Below are 24,650 nucleotides of genomic sequence, written 5' to 3' on the forward strand. Positions count from 1 at the left end.
AAAAGCCGGGCCATTGCCCGGTTTTTTATTGCCCGCGGATCAGCCGCAGGCCTGGTGCTCGCGGCAGATCAGTTCGGCATCGGCAGCGCTCAACGGCTCCCCGGTTAGACCGCAGAAGGGCGAGCCCGCACGCCGTTGATGGAACCGGCAGGACCGACAAAGGCCGAAACCAGGCACATCCTCCTGACGCTGGATGACGACCAGAAGATCACGCAACAAGCCTTGCAAGTGTTCACCCTTCTCGCCCAGTGCCGTGACGGCCTGCTCGAGGAACTGCGGCGGAATCACCGCCTCGATCAGCGCGCGCCCCGCATCGGTCAGCCGCAGATGAACGCTGCGCCGATCCCGCGCATCCGGCAGCTTGCTGATCAGCCCCCTCCCTTCCAGCACCTTGAGCGATTGCGACACTGTGCCCTTGGTCAAGCCGAGGTATTCGGTCACGCCCAGCGGAGTATCCGAATAGCGATTACAACGCGCCAGGTAATGCAAGGCGCTCAACTGCACCGGCTGCAGCTCAGCCACCAGCGGCTGCTCGCGGGACCAGGCACGCATCAGGCTGGTCAGCCTTTCCAGATAATCGTAAAGGGCGATGGCGGACATGGGATACCTCCTTGCCAATATAGTATCGACTAAAAACATGTTTGACAAAGAGGTCGCCCCTTGTTTAGGCTGAAAACGTATCGTATCGATACTAAATTCCTACAGGAGAATCAGCATGACCAAAGCCATCTACTACCACGCCGGCTGCGCAATCTGTGTCGAAGCCGAACGTTCCTTGCTGCCATTGCTCGATCGCAAGCAGGTGGACATCGAAGTGGTCCATCTCGCCGAACAATCGGCACGCATCGCCGAGGCGGAAAAGGCCGGGGTCAAGTCGGTTCCTGCCCTGGTTGTCGACGGACAGGTACTGCACCTTAACTTCGGTGCGGCGCTCAGCGATCTGAAATAAGGAGAACGGCCATGGAGGTGAAGATCTTCGACACCCATGTGCGAACCCGCGACGGCCGCTACCTGCACTTCGATGTCCTAGTCACGGAGGAGCTGGGGGCTCGCGCCGGCGAGTTCGCTCGACGCTGGCTCGCCGGAAGAGGCATAGACCAGGCCGATATCAGCCAGGGGCATTGCAGCTACTGCCATAGCGAGATTGCGACAGCAGAGGTTGCCGAAGCCATTCGGCTCCATGGCCATTACATCCTTCCCCTGGAAGGCTGTTGAGGCCAATGGACAGCTACCACCCGATCGCCTGCGATCTCCATGACTACCTGGAGATCGCCTGCCTATACCGCTACCGGTTGCTCCTCGAACTCGAGGATGGTGTTCGCTTCGAAGCCGAGGCGCGCACGACGCATACCCGGGCCGTTCGGCCAGGCGGCGGCAAGGAGGAATACCTTGAGGTGGCCGTCGAAGGAGCGACTCTGCTGCTGCGCCTGGATCGCCTGTTGGCGATTACCGCCCTCACGGAAGCGGCCTTGTTCGGCCGCATACGCCTGAGGGAAGAGGCCTGTTCCAGAGCATCCGGCATGCCACCTTCACACCTTGGAAACTGAAAAGGTTTTTCTCAATTCCAGGACTATTTGATTAGCCTGCTATTGAAATAGGCTGGATTTGCCTTGATGCAGATCAACCCTGGAGCAGAAAAGATGAGTGTGACAGTGACCGAGCGTGACGATGACCACAAATCCCGCGAGCTGCGTGCGCTTGGCCGCCGCTGCTGGGACGTGCATCAGCAGGGACTGCTGGTTGGCGTCTTCCATAACGAGGATGACGCCCACGCCTATCGGATCAAACTGGAGAAAGAAGAAGAACTGCGGCAGATAGGTAAATCGGCCTGAACCATGCGCCCCCGCGTACTTCGGGGGCGCACCTTTGGTCTCAGGTCCCGGAAAGGCTCCGGTCGAGACTGACGACTCCCGGCGGCAGGCTATCTTCCTGTACCCGTTGCCGTGGGGCACGCAACATCGCCCGAACCAGAGCCACCAGCACGCCGAGCGCCAGCCCACCCAGGAGGCCCAAGGCCACCACCAGAGCCTTGCGTGGCTTGATCGGTCTCAGAGGCGTTGCAGCTTTCTGGTCGACCCGTACCAGTTCGATCTTAAGGTCACTTGCCCTCAAGGTCTGTAGACGCGCCTGCTCTCCACGCAGCTTGTCGATGTTTTCGAAGAAACGCTCCTCGCCCTTTCGAGCCTGCAGGTATTGCACTTCACGGTTGTTCTCCAACTGTTTCAGCTCTTGCTGGATCGTCGCTACGCGGGGCTCGGTGAAGTCATCGCCCTTGCGTTTGAGCAAGGTATCGCGCTCGGCGGTCAAGGCATCGACGCCCATGAAATACAGGGGAATCTGCTGGTTATTCACCTCGGTGCGGAAAACGCTGCGCGAGCCATCCTGCCCGACCTCTCCCAGTGCGCCCGGGGTCGTCGGCTTGACGATCCCCAGCCGCGTGGCGATCTGGATGGCTTCGTTGAGCTGCTGGATACGAGAGCCGCGCACCATCTTCAGCCGCCCGCGCAACGCCCTGAGTTCATCCTCCAAGCCAGCCCGCCGGATGCTGTCCGCTTCCAGCAACCGGGCGATCTTGCCTTCCTTGCTAGCCTGGTAACTGGCACGCTTGCCTTCGATATCCTGCTCGAGGAATTGCAGGCGACCGTCGATACGTGCCTGGAGGTCGTCCAGGATTCGCTGGCGCTCGTTCTCGATGGTCGACGCGAGCATGCCGTTGAGAATGGCGGCACCATCCATGCCCTGGGGATACTGCATGGACAAGCGGAAGAAAGGCGCCGCCTGGGGGGCCTTCTTCAAGTCCGTCTGCTGCATGCTGAAGGCATCCTGGTTGAACTTCCAGAAAGCCTGCTCGGGGGACAGGCCCTCGGTGTTCAATTGCTGGAATAGCTCTGGATGTGCTTCGAAATACTCCAGCCTGCCGGAGTAGGCTGCCAGCTCGTTGCCGACGCGCTCCAACGCTTCCCGCGGAGTCATGGCGTAAAGACCTTCGATGTTGACAGCCTCCAGGGCCTTGGTCTGGATCGGCCGCAACAGGACATCCACCTGGTAGGTCGGAACGACCAACAGCGCATAGGCGAGCGCAGCGGCGGTCGCCAAGGCCGCGATCAGCGCTATCAGCCACTTCGACGCCCACAATTGCTGGAACAGCTGAACGATATCGATCTCCGAGGGCGAAGCCCCCGGAAGCTGTGAGGAAGGCATACCAACGTCCTTTTCGATAGGCGGCTAGCCCACAGATGCACGCAAAGGCAGCCGTAGGAGATTTCTGAGGAAAGGCATTATGCTATCGAAACGAAATCATCGGTAGTTATTTTAGAACTGCTTCGCATTCCAGAATTGGTAGTTGACCGGCATCCGTACCGGTCAAGCGACACTCCGGATGCGGACCTCACCACATGAGATCGTCGGGCACCACATAGTCCTTGTAGGGATCGTCTTCGTCCGGCTCCTGGCTCTGTATGTTGAGCAGCACCACCCGCCGCGGATCGCGCTCCTGGATCTTCACCGCCGCATCCCGGGGCACGATCTCGTAGCGTCCGTCATAGCTGACGATAGCCAGGCTGCCTCGGCTCAGCTTGTCGCGGATCAGGTCGTTGACCGCGATCCGCTTGACCTTCTTGGCGTCGACGAAATTGTAGTAGTCGTCGCTTTCCAGCTTGGGCAGGCGCGTCCCTTCGATAAGTTGCTTGATCTGCGCGGCCTTGGCCTTCTTCTCGGCTTTTTCCTGCTGCTGGCGGTTCAATTCCTGGTCGCGCGCCAGCTTTTCCGCCTTGGCCTGCTCCGCCGCCTGGCGCTGGGAGTCGTCCTTGTCGACCTGGTTCTTGTGCTCCAGGCGCTGCTGTTTCTGTTTCTGCTTGGTGGCCTGCTTGGCCTGTTTCTCATTGACCAGCCCGGCTTTCAGCAACTGGTCACGCAATGACATGCTCATTCGTCAACGACTCGCTCGCGTGGCACGCCCGGTGGGGTGCGGCATAATCTTCCAGCCGACTGGGGTTCAGCCGGCCCTCGCAGGGGGTATAATCCTCCAGCCTCAGCCGCCTCAACGCAAGTCTCGGCGGCTCGCAAACTGCCACGCATGCCCTGGAGACCCCTCCCTACCGTCCCGAGCACCCGCAGGCACTCCTCCCGGCCCCTGATATCGAAGGCATGGAAAGCAAGGCATGAGCGTTTCTCTCCTGGTAAAAGTCACTCTGGTGGGCCTGTTCGTCGCCAGCGTCCTGTTCGTCCATTTCCGTGGGCGCGCGCGCTTGCCCTTCCTGCGTCAACTGGTCAACCACTCCGCCTGGTTCGCCCCCTACAACTCGCTGATGTACCTGTTCTCCAGCGTCCCCTCGAAGCCCTATCTGGATCGCAGCCGTTTTCCGGAGCTGGACGAACTGAAGAACAATTGGCAAACCATCCGCGAAGAAGCCCTCAACCTGTTCGACGAGGGTTATATCCGGGCTGCCCTGAACAACAACGAAGCCGGCTTCGGCTCGTTCTTCAAGAAAGGCTGGAAGCGCTTCTACCTGACCTGGTACGACGGCCCGCTGCCCTCCGCCCAGCAGCTCTGCCCGAAGACCGTAGAGCTGGTGAGCCGCATCCCCAACGTCAAGGGCGCGATGTTCACCCTGCTTCCCGGCGGCAGCCACCTGAATCCGCACCGCGACCCCTTCGGCGGCTCGCTGCGCTATCACCTCGGCCTGTCCACGCCGAATTCGGACAACTGCCGCATCTACGTCGACGGCCAGCCCTACGCGTGGCGTGATGGCGAAGACGTGATGTTCGACGAAACCTTCGTCCACTGGGTGAAGAACGAGACCGAGCAGACCCGGGTGATTCTCTTCTGCGATATCGAGCGGCCGCTCCGTTCCCGCCTGCTGACCCGGCTCAATCGCTGGATCAGCGGCATTCTCGGGCGTGCGACCGCACCGCAGAACGTCGAAGGCGAACGCGTCGGCAGCATCAACCAGGCCTACTCGGTCGCCATTCGCGGCGGCAATGCCATCGGCGCCCAGGTGAAGCGCTTCAAACGCGCCTACCCGAAGGCCTACCGAATCCTCCGCCCGGTGCTGGCGGTGATCCTGCTGGTCATCCTCTATCGTTGGATCTTCGGCTGATTCAGATGCCGTGGCAGCCCGGCTGCCACGGTAATTTTCCCCATCAACAGCCAGGCGCGCTCCTCTCCGCTTTCTTGGCCTCGCCCCAGAGGCTGTCCAGTTCCTCCAGCGAACATTCTTCGGCTTTCCGGCCGGCTTCGCGCAGGTTCCGCTCGATGAATCGGAAGCGCCGCTCGAACTTGCCGTTGGCCTGGCGCAGAGCAGCCTCCGGATCGACCTTGAGATGCCGGGCCAGGTTGACCACGACGAACAGCAGGTCGCCAACCTCCTCGCCCACGGCACCCTCGTCACCCTCTGCCATCGCCTCGAGGACTTCGTCCAGCTCCTCGCGAACCTTGTCCACCACAGGCAGCGCTTCCGGCCAGTCGAAACCGACCTGCGCCGCGCGCTTCTGCAGCTTCGCCGCCCGTGACAACGCCGGCAGGGCGACAGGAACGTCATCCAGCAGCGACAACTGCTGCGGCTCCTTGGCCTTGGCGGCACGCTCCTCGGCCTTCAGTTCTTCCCAGCGCTGCTTGACCGCCGCTTCGGCGAGCTTCGCCGCATCGGGCTTGCCATAGAGATCGCCATCGAGGAATACGTGGGGATGTCGACGGATCAGCTTGCGGGTGATGCCGTCCACCACCTCGTCGAAAGCGAAGCGATCCTCTTCGCGAGCCAACTGGCTGTAATAAACCACCTGGAACAGCAGGTCGCCCAGTTCCTCGCGCAATTGCGGGAAATCCCCCTGCTCTATGGCGTCCGCTACTTCGTAGGCTTCTTCCAGGGTGTGCGGGACGATGGTCGCGTAGCTCTGCTTGAGATCCCAGGGGCAGCCGAATTCGGGATCGCGCAGGCGCGCCATGAGGTGGAGCAGGTCGTCGAGTCGGTACATGGGTATCTCGGGTCTTCAGTGAACGGTCCGGGCATTCTGCCCTTTCCGGAAACGAAAAGGCCACGGGCAGCCTGCGAGCGCCCGTGGCCTGTTTCCGCCTCGCCTCAAGGCGTACGGTTGCGCCGCGCCTCGATGATGTTGGGCAGTTGCGAAACGCGCGCCAGCAGGCGTCCAAGAGCGTCCAGACCGGGAATCTCGATGGTCAGTTGCATGGTCGCGGTGTTGTCTTCCTTGTTCGAACGGGTATTCACCGCCAGAACGTTGATCCGCTCATTGAGCAGCACCTGGGACACGTCGCGCAACAGGCCGGAACGATCATAGGCACGGATCGCGATATCCACCGGATAGGTGCGAACCGGCTCCGGCCCCCAGCTGACCTGGATCATCCGCTCCGGTTCGCGTCCCGCCAGTTGCAGCGCGGTGGCGCAATCCTGGCGGTGGATGGTGACCCCACGGCCCAGCGTGATGTAGCCGACGATGGGATCTCCCGGCAGCGGCTGGCAGCAGCCGGCCATCTGCGTCAGGAGGTTGCCGACGCCCTGGATCTGCACGTCGCCGCGCTTGCCGTGGCCGATCTTGCTCGGCTTGCGCGGGATCAGTTCGAGTTGCTCGCTGTCGCGGTCCGGCTCGACCAGTTGCTGGGCATAGTTGACCAGGTGCGCCAAGCGCAGGTCGCCGGCGCCGAGAGCGGCGAACATATCCTCGGCGGTACGCACGTTGGCCTTCTCCGCCAGCCGGTCGAAATCCACCGGCGGCAGCGCCAGGCGCGACAGCTCGCGTTCGATCAGGGCCTTGCCGGCAGCGACGTTCTGGTCCCGCGCCTGCAGCTTGAACCAGTGGACGATCTTCGCCCGCGCCCGGGAGGTGGTGACGTAGCCCAGGTTGCTGTTCAGCCAGTCACGGCTCGGACCGCTGTGCTTGCCGGTGATGATCTCGACCTGCTCGCCGGTCTGCAGGCTGTAGTTCAGCGGCACGATGCGTCCATTGATCTTCGCCCCGCGGCAGTTGTGCCCGACCTCAGTGTGGACCCGATAGGCGAAATCCAGCGGGGTCGCGCCCTTGGGCAGGTCGATGGCGTGGCCGTCGGGAGTGAAGACGTAGACCCTGTCCGGCTCGATATCGACCCGCAGTTGCTCCGCCAGGCCACCGATGTCGCCCAGTTCCTCGTGCCATTCGAGCACCTGGCGCAGCCAGGAGATCTTTTCCTCGTAATGGTTGGAACTGGCCTTGACGTCGGTCCCCTTGTAGCGCCAGTGCGCGCAGACCCCGAGCTCCGCCTCTTCGTGCATGGAGTGGGTACGGATCTGTACTTCCAGCACCTTCCCCTCGGGGCCGATCACTGCGGTATGCAGCGAGCGATAGCCGTTTTCCTTGGGGTTGGCGATGTAGTCGTCGAATTCCTTGGGAATGTGCCGCCAGAGGGTATGCACGATGCCCAGCGCGGTGTAGCAGTCGCGCATCTCCGGAACGAGCACGCGCACGGCGCGAACGTCGTAGATCTGGCTGAAGTCCAGGCCCTTGCGCTGCATCTTGCGCCAGATCGAATAGATGTGTTTCGCCCGCCCGCTGAGATCGGCCTGTACGCCGGTGGCCGCGAGAGCTTCCTTCAACTGGCTCATCACGTTGGCGATGTACTGCTCGCGATCCAGCCGGCGCTCGTGCAGCAGCTTGGCGATCTGCTTGTACTGGTCGGGCTCGAGGTAGCGGAAGGACAGGTCCTCCAGCTCCCATTTGATATGTCCGATGCCCAGGCGGTGGGCCAGCGGCGCGTAGATATCGAAGACTTCCCGGGCGACGCGGTGGCGCTTTTCCTCGTCGGCGTTCTTCACCGCGCGAATGGCGCAGGTGCGCTCGGCCAGCTTGATCAGGGCGACGCGAACGTCGTCGACCATCGCCACCAGCATCTTGCGCAGGTTCTCCACCTGCGCCTGGGTACCCAGCACCATGGAATGGCGCGGATTGAGGCTGGCGCTGATCGCGGCCATGCGCAGCACGCCCTCGATCAGCTTGGCCACCACCGGCCCGAAATGCTTGTTGACCGCTTCCAGGGTGATCTTGCCTTCCCGCACGCCTCGATAGATGACCGCGGCGACCAGGGACTCCTGATCCAGCTTGAGGTCCGCGAGGATCTCGGCGATTTCCAGTCCGGTCTGGAAGCTGGACGTGCCTTCTGCCCAGGAGTTCTGTGCGGCGATCGCTCGCTGCTCGGATTCGCGAGCGAACTCGCAAGCCTCCAGCAAGCCCTGACGATCGAGCCCGGGGACGAGGTTCTGGACGTGGTCCAGCCAGGCCTCGAGGTTGATACTGCCGTCGGTGTTGACCGGCTGGTGCGCTCTCACCTGTACCATCTTGCCTACCCTTTACCACGGTGCGCGTAGCCCACCGATGACTGCGCCAGCCTTCGAACGGGCTGGTCGGATTACGCAGGCATCCTAGCCTGCCTCGAACAAAGCCATGGCCTCGACATGTGCGGTCTGCGGAAACATATCGAGGATTCCGGCGCGCTTCAGACGATAGCCCTGCCTGGCCATTTCGCCAGCATCGCGCGCCAGGGTCGCCGGATTGCAGGATACATAGACTACCCTCCGGGCACCCAGAGAACTCATTTCGCGTACCGCCTCGAACGCGCCGTCGCGCGGCGGATCGAGCAGCACAGCGGTAAAACCTTGCTCCGCCCAGGGCGCTTCGGCAAGCGCTTTGGACAGGTCGGCCTGGAAAAAGTGCGCGTTGCCAAGGCCATTGGCCAGCGCGTTGGCGCCTGCCCGCTCGACCATCGCCGCCACGCCCTCCACCCCGACTACCCGCGCCACCCGGCGCGCCAGCGGCAGGGAGAAATTGCCCAGCCCGCAGAACAGGTCGAGGACCCGCTCGTCGGCGGTCGGCGCCAGCCAGTCAAGGGCCTGGCGGATCATCGACTCGTTCACCGGCGCATTGACCTGGACGAAGTCTCCGGGTCGGTACGCCAGAGTCAGTTGCCAGTCACCCAAGGAGTAGCCCAGTTCGGCGGCCGGCTCCACCGGCAAGGGCTGTTCCGCACCTTGCAGCCAGAGCTGGGCCTGGTGTGCGGAGCAGAAAGCGGCCAGGCGCTGGCGATCCTCGTCGACCAGGGCCGTCGTATGCCGCAACAGCAATGCACTGGCCGTGCCATGGAAGAGTTCCACGTGGCCGATGCTTTCCGGCTTGCGGAAGTCCTGCAGAAGAGCAGGCAGGGCACGGGCAATCGTTTGCAAAGGCGGCACCAGGACCAGGCACTCATCGAAGGCGACGATCTCCTGGCTGGCCGAGGCACGGAAGCCGACATCCAGACGCCGCGCCCTGGCATCCCAGCGCACGGCGATCCGAGCGCGGCGCCGATAGCCGAATTCGGGCCCGACCAGGGGGGCGGCCCATTCTTCCGGCTCGATCCCGGCGAAACGCTGCAACTGCTCCTGCAAGGTACGCTGCTTCAGGGCCAACTGCTCGCCGTGTTCCAGGTGCTGCAGGGTGCAGCCGCCGCAGCGACCCGCTACAGTGCAGGGCTCGCGGCGACGCAGGTCGCTACTGCTGAACAGGCGCTCGCTGCGCGCGTCGACCACCTTGCTTCGCGCGCCCAGCACCCGTGCCTCAAGTTCCTCGCCAGGCAGCCCGCCGCTGACGAACCAGGTCATCCCCGCCTCGTGGGCGATACCTCGGCCGTCATGGGCCAGGCGCTCGATGGTCAGGCGCTGCTTCTTGCCTACCGGTATCGCGGGACCGCGCGCACCACCGCTGGGCTGGAAGCGCAGCCCGCCCTTATTTCTGGCCATGGACATGCTCAGCGCGGGTCATAGACGCCGGAAGACAGGTAGCGGTCGCCGCGGTCGCAGATGATCGCCACCAGCACGGCATTCTCCAGTTCGCGGGACAGGCGCAGCATCGCCGCCACCGCCCCGCCGGAGGACACGCCGCAGAAGATGCCTTCCTCGCGGGCCAGCCGGCGCATGATGTCCTCAGCTTCGTCCTGGTGCATGTCGACGACCCGGTCGACGCGACTGGCGTCATAGATCTTCGGCAGGTATTCCTGCGGCCAGCGTCGGATTCCCGGGATGGCCGAGCCCTCCATGGGTTGCAGGCCGACGATCTGCACCGCCGGGTTCTGCTCCTTGAGGTAGCGCGATACGCCCATGATGGTCCCGGTGGTGCCCATGGAGCTGACGAAATGGGTGATGCTGCCGCCGGTCTGCTGCCAGATTTCCGGGCCGGTGCTGTGGTAATGGGCTTCCGGGTTGTCGCCATTGGCGAACTGGTCGAGAACCTTGCCGCGGCCTTCGCGCTGCAGCTTGTCGGCCAGATCGCGCGCGCCCTCCATGCCCTCTTCCTTGCTGACCAGAATAAGCTCGGCGCCATAGGCGGTCATCGCCGCCTTGCGTTCAGCCGTGGAGTTGTCCGGCATGATCAGGATCATCTTGTAACCCTTGATCGCCGCCGCCATGGCCAGGGCGATGCCGGTGTTGCCGGAAGTAGCCTCGATCAGCGTATCGCCGGGGCGGATGTCGCCGCGCAGTTCGGCACGGGTGATCATCGACAGGGCCGGGCGGTCCTTCACCGATCCCGCGGGGTTGTTGCCTTCGAGCTTCACCAGCAGGGTATTGGAGGTTTCCCCGGGAAGGCGCTGCAGACGCACCAGAGGGGTATTGCCAACGCAGTCGGCGATAGTCGGGTACTGCACGGTCATGGAGGCACTCGTTCGGCACTGACGGTAAAGGCTGAGCATGATACCGGGAAACTGGGGCCGGACCCTAGCACCGCAATATCCGGTCATGCATGCCGATTCAGCCGAAAGACCGCCCGAAACGGCATGCGATGCGATGACCAGAGGCGTCCGAAGAGAAAACCTGGCGTTGGACAGCCGATGCCTGACCAACGCCAAAGAAAGGTCCGACAGGCGTTGCGCCTGCCGGTGAAAGCGCGTTGGCCGCGGCGATCAGAACGAGGTGGTCATCGAAACGTAGTAGGCGCGACCCGGCTCGTTGTAGGTTGCCGCGCCGGCGTCGAAGGAGTTGCCCTGGCGGTACAGGCGCTTGTCGAAGAGGTTGCTTACCCCGCCCCGTACGCTCAGGTTCTCGCTGAAGGTGTAGCCGGCGCTGACGCCCCAGATGCCATAGGTACCCACCTCTTTTCGCGAGACCACCGGCGTGTTGCGGCTGGTGCCATGCTTCGGCGGCTCCTGGCGGCCGTAGATGGTGCTGGTCAGTTGGGTGGAAAGACGCTCGCTGGCCTGCCAGTCCAGGGTCGAGTTCAGGGTGTACTCGGGGATCACCGAAAGCGGGTTGCCGGTGTCCTTGTCCTTGGATTGCAGCATATAGGTCAGGTTGGTGCTCCAGCTCAGGTCCTCGTGCAGGGGGACCAGCAGGTTGCCTTCCAGGCCTTCGACCACCGCCTTCTTCGCGTTGCTCCATTGCAGGATGTTGTTACCGGTCCCGGTCTGTCCCATGACATCCAGCGGCGCGACGATCTTGTTCTTGTAGTCGTTGCGGAAGTAGGTGAGCCCGGCGACCCAGCCATCGCGCCGGAACTCGATGCCCAGTTCCTTGTTGACGCTGGTCTCGGCGTCCAGGTTCTCGTTGCCGACCAGGTAGCAGCCGCCGCTGCTGGTCTGGATCGGGCAGCCGTTGCCACGGGTATAGAGCAGGTAGTTCGGGTTGCTCTGGTACAGGTTGGGCGCCTTGAAGGCCCGTGCGATACCGGCCTTGACCGTGAAGTATTCGCCGAGCGTCTGGGAAGCGTTCAGGCTCGGGCTCCAGTTCAGGCCGAAGTCGCTGTGATCGTCCAGGCGCAGCCCGGGGGTGAGCATGGTGCCGGGGCGCAGTTCGATATTGTCCTCCACGTACAGCGCCCGGATCTCCGCCTTGCTTTTCGGGCTTCGCGAGCCGGCCGCGGGGGTCCCCGGCAAGCTATCGCTTCCCACGAAGCCCTGCTTGAGCGAGGACGGGTCGTTGAGGGTTTCCTTGTTCCACTCCGCGCCCACCGTCAGCACCTGCTCGAACAACGCATGCAACGGAAGGTTGAGTTCGCCGCTGAGGCGATAGTTCTCCAGCTTGCTGGTGCTGAACGAACGGTCGGCGCCGATCTGCCCCTCGACGGAACCGGCCAGCCCCTCCTCCAGACGGTTGTTGCGGGTGGAGTCGTACTGGGCGACGAACCTGGAAGTACCGAACGACCAGGTCCCGTTGTGGGTGATGGCGTAGTTCTCGCGATACATGCGGTTGGTCTCCGCACCGTCGTCGGCGAGTCCCTGGGTATTGGCGGTGCCGTTGTTGTTCTGGGTATCGCCGGCATAGATGTTGCCCTGTCGGCTGAAGCCCGCTTCGAAATCGACGACCTGGTCGGGGGTCACCTGCCACGACAGCATCCCGCTGAGATCGCGATTGCGTACCCCTTCGCGTCCGGCCACGGTACGGCTCGGGTTGACGGTATGTCCGAGGTTGATGTCGGTATCGTCCGAATCGGTCTTGTTCGCGCTGCCGTACGCGCGGAAGCTCAAGGCTTCGGTCAGCGGCCCGCTGAGGCTGAAGTTGGCGCGGCGCGTGGCGCCATCCTTGGAGCTTTCCGGAATGTTGGTGAACACCGTCATGGAGCCACGCAAACGATCGGTCGGGCGCTTGGTGATGATGTTGACTACCCCGCCCGCCGCGCCGGAACCGTAGCGTGCCGCCGCGGGCCCACGGAGGACCTCGATGCGCTCGACCTCCTCCGGCGGCACCCAGTTGCTGTCGCCGCGGGTGTCGCGTTCGCCGCGCCAGCCGTAGCGCACCGAGTTGCGCGAGCTGACCGGCTTGCCGTCGACCAGGATCAGGGTGTTCTCCGGCCCCATGCCGCGGATGTCGATCTGCCGGTTGTTGCCGCGCTGGCCGCTGGAACTGTTGCCGGTGAGGTTGACCCCGGGCATGGTGCGGATGATCTCGGAGAGATCGTTCACCGGCGGGCGCTTCCTGATGTCCTCGGCGGTGATGATGGATACCCCCGGTGCCTGCTTGAGCTCCTGTTCGGCGGTGCCCAGCACCACCTCGTCACCCAGCTGGACCACCGATTCGGCGCGTTCGTCCAGTTCTTCCAGGCGCTCGTCCTCGGCCAGGGCCTGCCCGCCCAGCAGGCTCGATGAAGCGAAAAGGACGGCAGCGGCGAGATGGCCGCGACGGAATTGGGGGGACATGCGTGACTACTCCTGTCGAGGGAAAACGGGTAGCAGGCGAGCCACGAGGGATACGTTGACGTTTTTTCTGAAGCCTGGGTCGCCGGCGTTGCGCGGGTGACGTCTCGGCACGGGCAGAACAGGGCGCAGACCCGGAACAAGGCCGGCCGAGGAGATCGGCACGGATGATAATCATTCACAAAGGAGAGTAAAGATCATTTACATCTAGGTAAAATGTAAAGGCACCTGCGCCTCGCTAGGCAGAAGGCAGCACCAGGCACAGGCGCAGCCCCGGATCGGCGGCTTCCGCCCATAGGCGGCCGCCCTGGAGCACCACGGCGCGACGGGCAATGCTCAGTCCCAGGCCGAAGCCCTTGCCGGTACGTGCCGAAGACAGCCGGGTGAACGGGCGGAAGATGGTCTCCAACTGGTGCTCGGCCACACCCTCGCCCTGGTCTTCCAGGCAAAGCCACCAGCAACTTCCTTCGCGCCGACCATGCAGGCGGATCACGCCGCCCTCCGGCGAATGCCGGATGGCGTTGCGCAGCAGGTTCTCCAAGGCCTGGGCAAGTGCATTGAGGTTGCCACGCACGACACAATCCTCGGGCAGATCGCTGCGGAACCGCTCGGCGGCCCAGCCGCTTTCGAAGCGTACGTTCTCCACCAGCAGGTCCCATAACGCCGGGATGGAAATGTCCTCCAGCGCCAATACCGGGCGTTCGGTGTCCATCCAGGCCAGCTCCAGGGTGTTGTCCACCAGTTGCTGCATGCCCTGTACCTCCTGCTCCAGGCGCTCGCGCAGGAGCTGCGCGGACAGCGTGCCCTCTGCCGCCACCTGCAGGCGCGCCAGCGGCGTGCGCAGCTCGTGGGAGAGATCGCGGAGCAGTTGGCGCTGCAACACCATGTGCTCGTCGAGTCGCTCGGCCATATGGTCGAACGCCCGCCCCAGATCGCCCAGCTCGTCGCTGCGCCGGCTGATCTCTGCCTGCGTACGCGCCGTCAGGTCGTTGCCGCGCAGGGCATTGGCCTGCGCTCGCAGGCGTCCCAGCGGCACTACCCAGCGCCGATACAGCAACACTCCCAGCAGCAGGGCCAGCCCGGCCGGCACCAGGCCGTGGGTGACCAGGCGCTTGGCCGGCGACAAGCCGGGAGGGACGAACTCGGCGGGAAGACGCAGGACTACCCTGCCTTGCTCCGGATGTTCGGGGAAGCGCAGGTTGATGAATGGCCGCGACAGCGAGCGGGAACTCATCGGCCAGTCGACGCCCCGCAGGAAAGTCAGGCGCTCGGCTTCCTCCGTGGTGAGCGGACGACTGCCCAGCGATTGCAGCCGTCCGTCGAGCACGACCACCCAGTCCAGCGCCTGCTGGCGCGGCTCGGCCAGCCAACGGTCGATGCCCTCGCGGCCATCGTCGAGCCAGGCACGCTCGGCTCGCCGCGCATAATCCGCCAAGGCGGAGCGGGCTTCGGCGGACAGGTAGTAACCCTTCAGTTCGGCACTGCGTCCCCAGGTCCAGGACAGCCATACCGATAGCAGGAAGAACGCCACCAGCACCAGGGCCAGGCGCCAGAACAGCGAATGGCGGTTGGGCATCATGGCGCCGGTGTCAGGACGTAACCCTTGCCCCAGACGGTATGCAACTGGTGACCGGCGTAACCGAGGCGTTGCAGCTTGCGCCGCAGGTGACTGACGTGCATGTCCAGGCTGCGATCATGCTGGGTATGACCGCGGTGCAGGACATGCTGGTAAAGGAAGGCCTTGGTCAGGGTCTCGCCTTCCGCGGCGAGGAAGGTTTCCAGCAGGCGGTACTCGGTCGGCGTCAGGCCGGCGAACCGCTCGCCAAGGCTGACATCGCAGACATCGGCGGAGAACTGCAGCGAGGGCCGCGCCAGCGGTTCGGCGCAGCGGCCCGGCGCGCCCCCCCGCTCCAGGGCGATCCGGCGCAGGATGGCATCGATGCGCACCCGCAGCTCGGCCAGGCTGAAAGGCTTCGGCAGATAATCGTCGGCGCCCTGGCTGAACCCGGCGATGCGGTCCTGCTCGGCGCCCAGGGCCGACATCAGGATCACCGGCAGCGCCTGCTCCTGGCGGAGTTGGCGAAGAATCTCGAGGCCATCGCGCCCCGGCAGCATGATGTCCATCAGGATCAGGTCATAGGCGCCGCTGCGCGCAGCCGCCAACCCCTCTTCCCCGTCTCGGCACCAGGTCACCTCGAAACCGCTGCCATTGAGGTGCTGGAACAGATGTGCGCCCAGTGTCGGATCGTCCTCGATGGCCAGCAGTCGGGGGTCGGGCGTCAGGGATGGGAACATGGCAGCCAAATAAGATTGATTAGCAATCGTGCCAGTATTCACGATCTTTCCGCTTCGTCGCAAGCCGAATCCGCCGGGCTGCGCACATCGGTGCAGATTCCCCTTCCGCGACCCGCTAAACTGCGCGGGGTAAACGCATGGCCGGGGAGCGTCGGCCATCCCGATCTGGCTCGACGGAGAGACGTGTGTTCAAGGATCTCGGCATCAAGGGGCGCGTACTGCTGCTCACCCTGCTCCCCACCAGCCTGCTGGCGATGGTGCTTGGCGGTTACTTCACCTGGGTCCAGCTGTCCGACATGCGCGCCCAGTTGATCGAGCGCGGGCAACTGATCGCCGAACAACTGGCGCCGCTGGCCGCCACCGCGCTGGCGCGAAAGGATACCGCCGTGCTCAACCGCATCGCCAACGAGGCGCTGGACCAACCGGACGTGCGCGCGGTGACCTTCCTCGACGCCCGCCAGGAACGCCTCGCCCATGCCGGGCCAAGCATGCTCACCGTCGCCCCGGCCGGCGACGCCAGCCATCTGAGCATGTCCACCGAACTGGACACCACGCACTTCCTGCTACCGGTTCTTGGCCGCCACCACAGCCTGTCCGGCGCCACCGAGCCTGACGACGAGCGCGTACTCGGCTGGGTCGAACTGGAACTGTCGCACCACGGGACCCTGCTGCGCGGATATCGCAGCCTGTTCACCAGCCTCTTGCTGATCGCCGCCGGCCTCGGCGTCACCGCCCTCCTCGCCCTGCGCATGAGTCGCGCGATCAACGCGCCGCTGGAACTGATCAGCCAGGGCGTCGCCCAGCTGAAGGAAGGCCGCATGGAAACCCGCCTGCCACCGATGGGCAGCAACGAGCTGGACGAACTGGCCTCCGGCATCAACCGCATGGCGGAAACGCTGCAGAGCGCCCAGGAGGAAATGCAACACAACATCGACCAGGCCACCGAGGACGTACGCCAGAACCTGGAAACCATCGAGATCCAGAACATCGAGCTGGACCTGGCGCGCAAGGAGGCCCTGGAGGCGAGCAGGATCAAGTCCGAGTTCCTCGCCAACATGAGCCACGAGATCCGCACCCCGCTCAACGGCATCCTCGGTTTCACCAACCTGCTGCAGAAGAGCGAGCTCAGCCCGCGCCAGCAGGACTACCTCACGACCATCCAGAAATCGGCGGAAAGCCTGCTGGGGATCATCAACGAGATCCTCGACTTCTCGAAGATCGAGGCCGGCAAGCTGGTTCTGGAAAACCTCCCCTTCAATCTCCGCGACCTGATCCAGGACGCCCTGACCATGCTGGCTCCGGCCGCCCACGAGAAGCAACTGGAACTGGTCAGCCTGGTCTACCGGGATACCCCGATCCAATTGCAGGGCGACCCGCAGCGGCTGAAGCAGATCCTCACCAACCTGGTCGGCAACGCCATCAAGTTCACCCAGGGCGGCACCGTCGCCGTACGCGCCATGCTCGAGGACGAAAGCGACGACCGCGCGCAGCTGCGGATCAGCGTACAGGACACCGGTATCGGCCTCTCCGAGGAGGACCAGCAGGCCTTGTTCAAGGCCTTCAGCCAGGCCGACAACTCACTGTCGCGGCAAGCCGGTGGCACCGGCCTGGGCCTGGTGATCTCCAAGCGCCTGATCGAGCAGATGGGCGGCGAGATCGGCGTCGACAGTACGCCTGGGGAAGGTGCCGAATTCTGGATCAGCCTGAGTCTGCCGAAAAGTCGCGACGACAACGAGGAGCCAGGCGCCTCCTGGGCCGCGGGCCAGCGCGTGGCGCTGCTCGAACCGCAGGAGCTGACGCGCCGCTCGCTGCACCACCAGCTCACCGACTTCGGCCTGGAAGTGAGCGAATTCGCCGACCTCGACAGCCTCCAGGAAAGCCTGCGCAACCCGCCGCCCGGCCAGTTGCCGATCAGCCTGGCGGTGCTCGGCGTCTCGGCCGCGATCCATCCGCCGGAAGAGCTGAGCCAGTCGTTCTGGGAATTCGAACGGCTCGGCTGCAAGACCCTGGTGCTCTGCCCGACCACCGAGCAGGCGCAATACCACGCGACCCTGCCCGACGAACAGGTCGAGGCCAAGCCCGCCTGCACCCGCAAGCTGCAACGCAAGCTGCAGGAGTTGCTTCAAGTCCGCCCGACGCGCAGCGACAAGCCCCACGCCATGGTTTCCGGACGGCCGCCACGGCTGCTCTGCGTCGACGACAACCCGGCCAACCTGCTGCTGGTGCAGACCCTGCTCAGCGACCTCGGCGCCCAGGTCACCGCGGTGGACAGCGGCTACGCGGCCCTCGAGGTAGTGCAGCGCGAGCGCTTCGACCTGGTCTTCATGGACGTGCAGATGCCCGGCATGGACGGCCGCCAGGCCACCGAGGCGATCCGCCGCTGGGAGGCCGAGCGGGAAGTCAGCCCGGTGCCGGTGATCGCGCTCACCGCACATGCGCTTTCCAACGAGAAGCGCGCATTGCTGCAGGCCGGCATGGACGACTACCTGACCAAGCCGATCGACGAACAGCAATTGGCCCAGGTAGTGCTGAAGTGGACGGGACTGAGCCTGGGCCAGTCGCTGGCCAGCATGAGCCGTGCGCCGCAGCTCGGCCAGTTGAGCGTGCTCGACCCCGAGGAAGGGCTGCGCCTGGCCGCCGGCAAGGCCGACCTCGCCGCCGACATGCTGGCGATGCTGCTGGCCTCGCTGGCGGCGGACCGCCAGGCGATTCGCCAGGCCCGCGACAACGACGACCGCACCGCTTTGCTCGAGAGGGTCCACCGGCTGCATGGCGCCACCCGCTACTGTGGCGTGCCGCAGTTGCGCGCGGCCTGCCAGACCAGCGAAACCCTGCTCAAGCAGAACGATCCGGCGGCGGCCGCGGCCCTGGACGAGCTGGACAAGGCCATCGAGGCCCTGGCCGAGACTGCCTCGGCCACCACCCACCTGTCCTCCACCAGCCTCGACTCCAGCGAACTCTGACCATGCGCATCCTGTTCTTCAGCACCCAGGCCTACGACAGCGAGAGCTTCCAGGCCAGCAACCACCGGCACGGCTTCGAACTGCACTTCCAGCAGGCCCACCTGCAGGCGGACACGGCGGTCCTCGCCCAGGGCTTCGAAGTAGTCTGCGCCTTCGTCAACGACGACCTCTCGCGGCCGGTGCTGGAACGCCTGGCGGCCGGCGGCACGCGCCTGGTCGCCCTGCGCTCGGCCGGCTACAACCACGTCGACCTGGCCGCCGCCGAAGCGCTCGGCCTGCCGGTGGTGCACGTCCCGGCCTATTCGCCGCACGCTGTCGCCGAGCACGCGGTCGGCCTGATCCTGACGCTCAACCGGCGCCTGCACCGCGCCTACAACCGGACCCGCGAGGGCGATTTCTCGCTGCATGGGCTGACCGGCTTCGACCTCCACGGCAAACGCGTCGGAGTGATCGGCACCGGACAGATCGGCGAGACCTTCGCCCGCATCATGGCCGGCTTCGGCTGCGAGCTGCTGGCCTACGATCCCTATCCCAATCCGCGCATCCAAGCGCTCGGCGGCCGCTACCTGGCGCTCGACGCCCTGCTCGCCGAGTCCGACATCGTCAGCCTGCATTGCCCGCTGACCGCCGACACCCGCCACCTCATCGACGCGCAGCGCCTGGCGACGATGAAACCCGGCGCGATGCTGATCAATACCGGCCGTGGCGCCCTGGTGAACGCCGCGGCGCTGATCGAGGCGCTGAAGAGCGGACAACTGGGCTACCTCGGCCTCGATGTCTATGAAGAGGAAGCGGATATCTTCTTCGAGGATCGCTCCGACCAGCCCCTGCAGGATGACGTGCTGGCACGCCTGCTGAGCTTCCCCAACGTGGTGGTGACCGCCCACCAGGCCTTCCTTACCCGCGAGGCGCTGGCGGCGATCGCCGACACCACCCTGGACAACATCGCCGCCTGGCAGGACGGGACGCCACGCAATCGGGTCCGGGCCTGATGGCGTGGTAGCATGCGCGGCTGATTGGAGGCTCCATGGCTGAACACGATTTCCGTTACACCCTGCTCAACCCGCAATACACCCTCAACGAATGCCGCGCGCTCTCCCCGGGGCGCTACCAGGTCACCGGCACCGGCGGCTCGATCAAGGCCGACGACGTGCTGCTGGTCAGCCTCAAGGGCAGCAAGACCCTGAGCATGCGCCTGACCGTGGAAAAGGTCCGCCACCTGATCAACCCACCCGGCCAGTGGCTGGCGGTCGCCCGCGGCCCGGCATTCCGCGAACTGGCGATCCATACCTGGCAGGTCGACTGCGACCAGTGCCAGGCTCGTCTCGACTTCGAGTTCGCCGTGGACGCCAGTCTCGGTCGCAAGGCCCTGGCGCCGGCCGCCGAAGAGCGCATTCACGAACTGGGCTGGAGCAGCCGCGAAGGCAAGCACCTGTGCCCGAAATGCCAGTAGGGCGAACGCTCCGTCCGACCGACGGTCTGTGAACTATCGCCCGTACGAAATGCGCAAAGGAAACGCCATGAAACCCTCTCTCGCCCTCTTCGCCTCCACCGCCCTGGTCCTGGGCGGTTGCGCCAGCCAGGAGACCACCCTGGAAACCGAGCAGGCCTACCAGGTCGACTGGGTCGGCGCACAACCGACGATGGACTACAGCCACATCAGCCTGACCTTCGACGGCCAGGGCCGTGCCTTCGGCAACGGCGGCTGCAACCACTGGTTCGCCAGCTACACCCTGCAGGACGACCTCCTTCAGTTCGGCGCCATCGGCAGCACCCGCCGCCTGTGCGCGGCGGAGATCATGGAGCAGGAACGGCGCTTCCTGGCCCTGCTGCAGAGCGTCCAGCACTGGGACATTTCGCCGTCCGACGAGCTGCGCCTGTGGCCGGCCGAAGGCAAGCCGCTGCGCCTGGTCCCCGAGCACGACTGAAGCCTGAAGCGGCGCTACCCGGCGCCGCCCGTTTACATTTTTTTGACATCCATTTCATTCCCGCTTGACCACCACGTCCCTAGGCTTCCGCATCCTCGCCCGGAGACGCTTGATGTTCGCCCCACCCAGCACCGAGACACTCAACCGCTTCTTTCTGTTGTCGTGGCTGGTGGTGCTCTGGCAGGTGCTGCGCCTGCAGGACGGGATCGTCTTCGACGACGCCTGGCTGCCGCTCTGGAGCGTCGCTGCCAGCCTGAGCTACGCCTTCCTTTATATAGTCCCGGTGTACCTCGCCTGCCGACTGCTCCTGCATTTCCATGATCGCCTTCCCGTGCGCCTCAGTCCGTGGCTGGCAGGCGTGCTGGCCATCGTCGGCAGCGCGGCGGTACAGATACTGCTCTACGCCGACCGCACCCTCTACGACCTGTACGGATTCCACCTCAACGGTTTCAGCATCGGCCTGCTGGTCTCGCCCGGCGGCCTCTCCAGCCTCGGCAGCGGCGACGGCACCCTGCTCAGCGCAAGCCTGGCGGCCCTGGCCCTGCTCTGTCTGCAGGTGCTGCTGTACAGCGCCTGCCAGGTCAGCCGCGAACGCCTTCCCGCGCTCCCTCGGCGCGCCTGGCGCTACCTGTTGGCGGCCTTCCTCTGCCTGGCCCTGGGCGAACGCCTGGCCTATGCGTTCAGCTCCCTGCGCGACTACCGGCCGATCCTGCTGGCCAGCGAACGCTATCCGCTGTACCTGCCATTGACCGTCCGCAGCCTGGCGCGAAGCCTGGGCATCCAGCCGACGCCCACCCAGCGCGAGCTGCTCCAGCAGCAGAGCGACCTGCACTATCCGCTCCGGCCGCTGGAGATCAGCGCCCCGGCGAACCCATTGAACATCGTCTGGATCGTCGCCGAGTCGCTCCGCGGGGACATGCTCGATCCGCGCTACATGCCCAGGCTGTGGGACTTCTCCAACCGGGCGATCCGCCTGGACAACCACTACAGCAGCGGCAACCTGACCCAGATGGGCGTCTTCGGCATGTTCTACGGGCTGCACGGCGGCTACTGGGACGCCGTGCTGAAGGCCGGCCAGCCGCCGGTGCTCATGGAGGTACTCAGGCAGCAGAACTACCAGTTCCGGATCAATGCCGCGCAACGTTTCAGCTATCCGCCCTTCGACCGCAGCGTGTTCGTCAACCTGCGCCCGCAGGACCTGCACGTGCTGGATAGCCCGGAGCCTGCCTGGCAGCGCGACGCCCGGAACACCGACGACCTGCTGCGCTTCGTCGATCGCCGACTACCCGACCGGCCGTTCTTCGCCTGCCTGTTCCTCGAGTCGAGCCACGCCAACTACAGCTTCCGCGACGAGACCGCGAAAATCCGCCCCTATCTGGTCAACTTCAACTACCTGACCACCGATTTCCAGGCGCAGATGCCGCTGATCAAGAACCGCTACCTGAATGCCGTGCGCGAAGTCGATACACAGATCGGCCGCCTGCTGCAGCACCTGGAAAACCAGCACCTGCTGGAAAACACCGCGGTAGTGGTGCTCGGCGACCATGGGGAAGAGTTCATGGAACGCTCGCGCTGGGGCCACAATACCGAGTTCAATCGCTACCAGACCGGCACCGTCGCCGTGCTGAGCATTCCCGGACAGGCGCCCCGTGCCGTCCGCGGCATCACCAGCCACATCGACCTGCCCGCAACGCTCCTGCCGCTGCTGGGCGTACGCAATCCGCCCCGCGACTACTCGCTGGGACAGGACCTGCTCGCAGCGGACTACCATCGCGACTATGCGGTGAGCGCCGATACCACGCGCATCGCCTACCTGGGCGAAGGCTTCAAGGTGAGCTTCCCACTGCGTGGCGCGGACCGTCACCACGGTCCGGTGAGCGATGGCGACGACCGCCCGCTCGACGTGGAACAACAGGAAGCCATACGCGGCCCACTCCGTGCAGCACGCCTGGAACTGCTGCAGGATCTCGGCCGCTTCAGCGCCTTGCCGGTAGGGGAAGAGCCGTCGCCGCGGAACCTCGCGACTTCGTTGAGGCCATGAGGAGCATCAGAACAACCTGAGTTGTTCGTGGGCGCCCTGCAGGTCGAGCAGGCGCACGCCGACGCCGATCAGGCGCACCGGACGATTGCCACGGGCAAAGGCCTGGCCGAGCAATTGCCGGTAGCTCTCCAGGTCGCGCCCGGCGCCGGACTGTTCCACCGTGGTCTGGGTGAAATCGTGAAACTTCAGTTTCACGAACGGCTTGTCCGGCCGATAACTGCCATCCAGGCGTTGCAGGCGTCCGTCCAGCTCCCCGAGCAGGGTCGGCAGTTCCTCCAGGCAAGTCGCCAGGTCCGGCAGGTCGCGATCGAAGGTACATTCGACGCTCACCGACTGGCGCCGGCTGTCGACTTCCACCGGTCGCTCGTCGATACCATGGGCCAGTCCCCACAGGCGTTCGCCGAAGCTGCCGAACTCGCGCACCAGGCTCAGCTTGCTGCCCTGGCGCAGGTCGGCGCAGGTGCGGATGCCCATCCGCGCCAGGCGCTCCGCCGTGACCTTGCCGACGCCATGCAACTTGGCCACCGGCAACTCGGCGACGAACCCGTCGACCTGCTCCGGGGTAATCACGAACAGCCCGTCCGGCTTGCGCCAGTCGCTGGCGATCTTGGCCAGGAACTTGTTCGGCGCGACGCCCGCCGAAACGGTGATGTGCAGCTCCTCGGCCACCCGGCGGCGGATGTCCAGGGCGATCCGCGTGGCGCTACCGGCGAAATGCGGCGAAGCGCTGACGTCCAGGTAGGCCTCGTCCAGCGAAAGCGGCTCGATCAGATCGGTATAATCGCGGAAGATCGCATGGATCTGCTTCGACACCGCCCGGTAGACATCGAAACGCGGGCGCACCACCAGCAGATCGGGACACAGCTTGAGCGCCGTGCGCATGGCCATCGCCGAGCGCACGCCATAGGCCCGCGCCTCGTAGCTGCAAGTGGCGACCACTCCGCGCTTGTCCGGCGAACCGCCAACCGCCAGCGCCTTGCCGCGCAGGCTGGGGTCGTCGCGCATCTCGAGGGCGGCGTAGAAACAGTCGCAGTCTATATGGATGATTTTCCGCACCGGAATCTCGCTACAAGCCCCGCCGGGCCTGCCCCGGAGCGCTGAATTCTAACATTGGGCAAGCGCTAAGCATTTGAAGAAAAAACACTTTTTTCGGAAAATCGATTGACAGCCCGACGAGAGTCCGTAGAATGCGCCCACACAGACGCGGGATGGAGCAGTCTGGTAGCTCGTCGGGCTCATAACCCGAAGGTCGTTGGTTCAAATCCAGCTCCCGCAACCACATTCGAAAAGCCCCGGCACTAGCGATAGCGCCGGGGCTTTTTGCATTCCGCCCCTCCTGCTCCACTGCATCGCCTCGCCCTCCGTTCGCTCGCATCATCGCACATTTAACTGTATATTCGTACAGCCAGCTCAGCCTTCGATGAATGCTCGGTAACGGATACGGAAAGGACAGACAGATGCTGAACGTCGAACAATTGAAGCGCAGCGTGAACCGGATGGAACTCGACGACATCCGCCAGGCAGTGGACGAACTGCAGATGGACGGCCTGGTCACCGACGGCAAGACGCCGTTCACCCGCGTGCACTTCAACACCTGCTTCGCCGAGATCGAGGCGCTGTTCCAGCGCGCCGGCTTCCACCGGCCGCTCGATGTGGTCGGCTACCAGGGCGAGATCTATGCGTTGTACGACCCCTCTCGCTGGGAGGCCGTGGAAGTGCTGCGCTGGTTGAAGGAATACCGCGAGGAATCGCGTCACCTGACTCCGGCGTGAGCGCAACGCCTGCGTCAGCGCAACTCGTGTGCCAGGCGCGCGCAGGCCATCCCCACGACCAGCATCACCAGCGGACCGAAGGCCCGCATGGAGATCCGCGCAAGGCTCCAGGACTCTTTCGCAGCGAACAGGCTGGCCGGATTCACCGAATAGACCAGCAGGGAACCGCAGAACAGCCCCAGGCCCAGTTGGCCCAGGCGGCGCAACCAACCGTCGTGGCGGAGCAACACCACCAGCAGGACGCCGTACAACAGGCAATCGACCCGCGCCACCGAATCCTTGACCTGCAACGACTGTTCCCAATCCCCCAGCCACCATCCAGCGGCCACGCCCAGCACGACTCCGGCGCCGACATGAATGCCCGCCTGGATCATCGTCACCCTTCCCCCCTCGGAAATGGTCGGACAGTGCAAGCCGCCACTATGCCCACGGCAAGCTGAACCATCGCTGAACGAACACCAGCAAATGGCCTTCGGCCACTTCGCCGACGCAACTCCTGAAAAACCCGGC

23 protein-coding genes and 1 tRNA gene are annotated in these 24,650 nt (G+C 64.6%); 12 read left to right on the forward strand and 12 right to left on the reverse strand.

Annotation, left to right across the window (positions count from 1 at the left end; all coding sequences use genetic code 11):
• Nucleotides 1-39: 39 nt before the first annotated feature.
• A complete protein-coding gene (locus VQ067_RS21430; protein WP_023099884.1) occupies nucleotides 40-600 on the reverse strand; it encodes a MarR family winged helix-turn-helix transcriptional regulator in 561 nt (186 codons plus the stop codon).
• Between the two features lie 115 nt (nucleotides 601-715).
• Between VQ067_RS21430 and VQ067_RS21435 the strand changes: the two genes are divergently transcribed.
• The 4 genes from VQ067_RS21435 to VQ067_RS21450 all read left to right on the forward strand — a co-directional run bounded on the left by VQ067_RS21435 (nucleotide 716) and on the right by VQ067_RS21450 (nucleotide 1,832).
• Nucleotides 716-949, forward strand: coding sequence for a glutaredoxin family protein (locus VQ067_RS21435; protein ID WP_003086058.1), 234 nt, complete (start codon nucleotides 716-718; stop codon nucleotides 947-949).
• 11 nt (nucleotides 950-960) lie between these two features.
• A complete protein-coding gene (locus VQ067_RS21440) occupies nucleotides 961-1,215 on the forward strand; it encodes a DUF2024 family protein (RefSeq protein ID WP_033991241.1) in 255 nt (84 codons plus the stop codon).
• 5 nt (nucleotides 1,216-1,220) lie between these two features.
• Entirely contained in the window at nucleotides 1,221-1,547 is a 327-nt protein-coding gene (locus tag VQ067_RS21445) for a Rho-binding antiterminator (protein WP_003086055.1), read from the forward strand.
• A gap of 93 nt (nucleotides 1,548-1,640) precedes the next feature.
• Nucleotides 1,641-1,832: a hypothetical protein gene (locus VQ067_RS21450; protein ID WP_003454532.1), complete on the forward strand. Its 192-nt coding sequence runs from the start codon at nucleotides 1,641-1,643 to the stop codon at nucleotides 1,830-1,832.
• A gap of 40 nt (nucleotides 1,833-1,872) precedes the next feature.
• Here the strand turns inward: VQ067_RS21450 and VQ067_RS21455 are convergent, their stop codons facing one another.
• Entirely contained in the window at nucleotides 1,873-3,201 is a 1,329-nt protein-coding gene (locus tag VQ067_RS21455) for a Wzz/FepE/Etk N-terminal domain-containing protein (RefSeq protein ID WP_004364065.1), read from the reverse strand.
• A 187-nt stretch (nucleotides 3,202-3,388) separates the two neighbouring features.
• Nucleotides 3,389-3,928: a DUF2058 domain-containing protein gene (locus VQ067_RS21460; protein ID WP_004364066.1), complete on the reverse strand. Its 540-nt coding sequence runs from the start codon at nucleotides 3,926-3,928 to the stop codon at nucleotides 3,389-3,391.
• Between the two features lie 232 nt (nucleotides 3,929-4,160).
• On the opposite strand from VQ067_RS21460, the gene lpxO2 reads away from it, so the two are divergent.
• On the forward strand, nucleotides 4,161-5,099 hold the full coding sequence (gene lpxO2, locus VQ067_RS21465; RefSeq protein WP_003086047.1) for a lipid A hydroxylase LpxO2: 939 nt from the start codon (nucleotides 4,161-4,163) through the stop codon (nucleotides 5,097-5,099).
• Between the two features lie 43 nt (nucleotides 5,100-5,142).
• On the opposite strand, the gene mazG is transcribed toward lpxO2, so the two are convergent.
• The 7 genes from mazG to pirR all read right to left on the reverse strand — a co-directional run bounded on the left by mazG (nucleotide 5,143) and on the right by pirR (nucleotide 15,436).
• Nucleotides 5,143-5,973, reverse strand: a complete 831-nt coding sequence (mazG, locus tag VQ067_RS21470) for a nucleoside triphosphate pyrophosphohydrolase (protein WP_009876021.1) — start codon at nucleotides 5,971-5,973, stop codon at nucleotides 5,143-5,145.
• Between the two features lie 104 nt (nucleotides 5,974-6,077).
• Complete coding sequence (gene relA / locus VQ067_RS21475; RefSeq protein WP_003086042.1) at nucleotides 6,078-8,321, reverse strand: GTP diphosphokinase; 2,244 nt, start codon at nucleotides 8,319-8,321, stop codon at nucleotides 6,078-6,080.
• A gap of 84 nt (nucleotides 8,322-8,405) precedes the next feature.
• Nucleotides 8,406-9,758 (reverse strand): 23S rRNA (uracil(1939)-C(5))-methyltransferase RlmD, encoded by a 1,353-nt coding sequence (gene rlmD, locus VQ067_RS21480; RefSeq protein WP_003102417.1) that lies wholly within the window; start codon nucleotides 9,756-9,758, stop codon nucleotides 8,406-8,408.
• 8 nt (nucleotides 9,759-9,766) lie between these two features.
• Nucleotides 9,767-10,666: a cysteine synthase B gene (gene cysM / locus VQ067_RS21485; protein ID WP_003102419.1), complete on the reverse strand. Its 900-nt coding sequence runs from the start codon at nucleotides 10,664-10,666 to the stop codon at nucleotides 9,767-9,769.
• Between the two features lie 249 nt (nucleotides 10,667-10,915).
• Nucleotides 10,916-13,144 (reverse strand): TonB-dependent siderophore receptor PirA, encoded by a 2,229-nt coding sequence (gene pirA, locus VQ067_RS21490; RefSeq protein WP_033991242.1) that lies wholly within the window; start codon nucleotides 13,142-13,144, stop codon nucleotides 10,916-10,918.
• A 235-nt stretch (nucleotides 13,145-13,379) separates the two neighbouring features.
• Nucleotides 13,380-14,717, reverse strand: coding sequence for a sensor histidine kinase PirS (gene pirS, locus VQ067_RS21495; RefSeq protein ID WP_074241383.1), 1,338 nt, complete (start codon nucleotides 14,715-14,717; stop codon nucleotides 13,380-13,382).
• Nucleotides 14,717-15,436, reverse strand: coding sequence for a response regulator transcription factor PirR (gene pirR, locus VQ067_RS21500; protein ID WP_003109933.1), 720 nt, complete (start codon nucleotides 15,434-15,436; stop codon nucleotides 14,717-14,719). The genes pirS and pirR overlap by 1 nt, the downstream gene beginning before the upstream one ends.
• A 185-nt stretch (nucleotides 15,437-15,621) precedes the next feature.
• On the opposite strand from pirR, the gene gacS reads away from it, so the two are divergent.
• The 5 genes from gacS to VQ067_RS21525 all read left to right on the forward strand — a co-directional run bounded on the left by gacS (nucleotide 15,622) and on the right by VQ067_RS21525 (nucleotide 22,368).
• The gene (gacS, locus tag VQ067_RS21505; RefSeq protein ID WP_003117109.1) at nucleotides 15,622-18,399 is read left to right on the forward strand and encodes a two-component system sensor histidine kinase GacS; all 2,778 of its coding nucleotides are present in this window, start codon (nucleotides 15,622-15,624) and stop codon (nucleotides 18,397-18,399) included.
• 2 nt (nucleotides 18,400-18,401) lie between these two features.
• Nucleotides 18,402-19,391 (forward strand): 2-hydroxyacid dehydrogenase, encoded by a 990-nt coding sequence (locus VQ067_RS21510; RefSeq protein WP_003086027.1) that lies wholly within the window; start codon nucleotides 18,402-18,404, stop codon nucleotides 19,389-19,391.
• A gap of 35 nt (nucleotides 19,392-19,426) precedes the next feature.
• Nucleotides 19,427-19,852 carry a hypothetical protein gene (locus tag VQ067_RS21515; protein WP_003086023.1) on the forward strand — a complete coding sequence of 142 codons (426 nt, stop codon included), beginning with the start codon at nucleotides 19,427-19,429 and terminating at the stop codon, nucleotides 19,850-19,852.
• A 67-nt stretch (nucleotides 19,853-19,919) separates the two neighbouring features.
• Nucleotides 19,920-20,327 (forward strand): META domain-containing protein, encoded by a 408-nt coding sequence (locus tag VQ067_RS21520; protein WP_003086021.1) that lies wholly within the window; start codon nucleotides 19,920-19,922, stop codon nucleotides 20,325-20,327.
• A gap of 112 nt (nucleotides 20,328-20,439) precedes the next feature.
• Complete coding sequence (locus tag VQ067_RS21525; protein ID WP_003159674.1) at nucleotides 20,440-22,368, forward strand: sulfatase-like hydrolase/transferase; 1,929 nt, start codon at nucleotides 20,440-20,442, stop codon at nucleotides 22,366-22,368.
• Nucleotides 22,369-22,374: 6 nt separating this feature from the next.
• Here VQ067_RS21525 and dinB read toward each other — a convergent pair whose 3' ends face one another.
• A complete protein-coding gene (gene dinB, locus VQ067_RS21530; protein ID WP_033991246.1) occupies nucleotides 22,375-23,424 on the reverse strand; it encodes a DNA polymerase IV in 1,050 nt (349 codons plus the stop codon).
• Between the two features lie 146 nt (nucleotides 23,425-23,570).
• Between dinB and VQ067_RS21535 the strand changes: the two genes are divergently transcribed.
• Both VQ067_RS21535 and VQ067_RS21540 read left to right on the forward strand, forming a co-directional pair.
• Nucleotides 23,571-23,647 (forward strand) — tRNA-Met (locus VQ067_RS21535).
• Between the two features lie 178 nt (nucleotides 23,648-23,825).
• Nucleotides 23,826-24,140, forward strand: a complete 315-nt coding sequence (locus VQ067_RS21540; RefSeq protein ID WP_003086015.1) for a hypothetical protein — start codon at nucleotides 23,826-23,828, stop codon at nucleotides 24,138-24,140.
• A gap of 14 nt (nucleotides 24,141-24,154) precedes the next feature.
• Here the strand turns inward: VQ067_RS21540 and VQ067_RS21545 are convergent, their stop codons facing one another.
• The gene (locus tag VQ067_RS21545; RefSeq protein ID WP_003086013.1) at nucleotides 24,155-24,514 is read right to left on the reverse strand and encodes a hypothetical protein; all 360 of its coding nucleotides are present in this window, start codon (nucleotides 24,512-24,514) and stop codon (nucleotides 24,155-24,157) included.
• Nucleotides 24,515-24,650 lie beyond the last annotated feature (136 nt).

Origin of the sequence: Pseudomonas sp. KBN12P06040 (assembly GCF_037574965.1) — a bacterium.
In the GTDB taxonomy this organism is placed as follows: domain Bacteria; phylum Pseudomonadota; class Gammaproteobacteria; order Pseudomonadales; family Pseudomonadaceae; genus Pseudomonas; species Pseudomonas aeruginosa.

Excerpts from the sequence above, each read along its gene's own strand:
- cysM (WP_003102419.1), bottom strand. The coding sequence starts at position 10,666 with ATGACCGTGCAGTACCCGACTATCGCCGACTGCGTTGGCAATACCCCT.
- pirR (WP_003109933.1), bottom strand. The coding sequence starts at position 15,436 with ATGTTCCCATCCCTGACGCCCGACCCCCGACTGCTGGCCATCGAGGAC.
- VQ067_RS21430 (WP_023099884.1), bottom strand. The coding sequence starts at position 600 with ATGTCCGCCATCGCCCTTTACGATTATCTGGAAAGGCTGACCAGCCTG.
- pirA (WP_033991242.1), bottom strand. The coding sequence starts at position 13,144 with ATGTCCCCCCAATTCCGTCGCGGCCATCTCGCCGCTGCCGTCCTTTTC.
- rlmD (WP_003102417.1), bottom strand. The coding sequence starts at position 9,758 with ATGGCCAGAAATAAGGGCGGGCTGCGCTTCCAGCCCAGCGGTGGTGCG.
- VQ067_RS21545 (WP_003086013.1), bottom strand. The coding sequence starts at position 24,514 with ATGATCCAGGCGGGCATTCATGTCGGCGCCGGAGTCGTGCTGGGCGTG.
- VQ067_RS21435 (WP_003086058.1), top strand. The coding sequence starts at position 716 with ATGACCAAAGCCATCTACTACCACGCCGGCTGCGCAATCTGTGTCGAA.
- VQ067_RS21455 (WP_004364065.1), bottom strand. The coding sequence starts at position 3,201 with ATGCCTTCCTCACAGCTTCCGGGGGCTTCGCCCTCGGAGATCGATATC.
- VQ067_RS21510 (WP_003086027.1), top strand. The coding sequence starts at position 18,402 with ATGCGCATCCTGTTCTTCAGCACCCAGGCCTACGACAGCGAGAGCTTC.
- relA (WP_003086042.1), bottom strand. The coding sequence starts at position 8,321 with ATGGTACAGGTGAGAGCGCACCAGCCGGTCAACACCGACGGCAGTATC.
- mazG (WP_009876021.1), bottom strand. The coding sequence starts at position 5,973 with ATGTACCGACTCGACGACCTGCTCCACCTCATGGCGCGCCTGCGCGAT.
- VQ067_RS21460 (WP_004364066.1), bottom strand. The coding sequence starts at position 3,928 with ATGAGCATGTCATTGCGTGACCAGTTGCTGAAAGCCGGGCTGGTCAAT.
- VQ067_RS21450 (WP_003454532.1), top strand. The coding sequence starts at position 1,641 with ATGAGTGTGACAGTGACCGAGCGTGACGATGACCACAAATCCCGCGAG.
- pirS (WP_074241383.1), bottom strand. The coding sequence starts at position 14,717 with ATGCCCAACCGCCATTCGCTGTTCTGGCGCCTGGCCCTGGTGCTGGTG.
- VQ067_RS21440 (WP_033991241.1), top strand. The coding sequence starts at position 961 with ATGGAGGTGAAGATCTTCGACACCCATGTGCGAACCCGCGACGGCCGC.
- VQ067_RS21540 (WP_003086015.1), top strand. The coding sequence starts at position 23,826 with ATGCTGAACGTCGAACAATTGAAGCGCAGCGTGAACCGGATGGAACTC.
- lpxO2 (WP_003086047.1), top strand. The coding sequence starts at position 4,161 with ATGAGCGTTTCTCTCCTGGTAAAAGTCACTCTGGTGGGCCTGTTCGTC.
- VQ067_RS21515 (WP_003086023.1), top strand. The coding sequence starts at position 19,427 with ATGGCTGAACACGATTTCCGTTACACCCTGCTCAACCCGCAATACACC.
- VQ067_RS21445 (WP_003086055.1), top strand. The coding sequence starts at position 1,221 with ATGGACAGCTACCACCCGATCGCCTGCGATCTCCATGACTACCTGGAG.
- VQ067_RS21525 (WP_003159674.1), top strand. The coding sequence starts at position 20,440 with ATGTTCGCCCCACCCAGCACCGAGACACTCAACCGCTTCTTTCTGTTG.
- VQ067_RS21520 (WP_003086021.1), top strand. The coding sequence starts at position 19,920 with ATGAAACCCTCTCTCGCCCTCTTCGCCTCCACCGCCCTGGTCCTGGGC.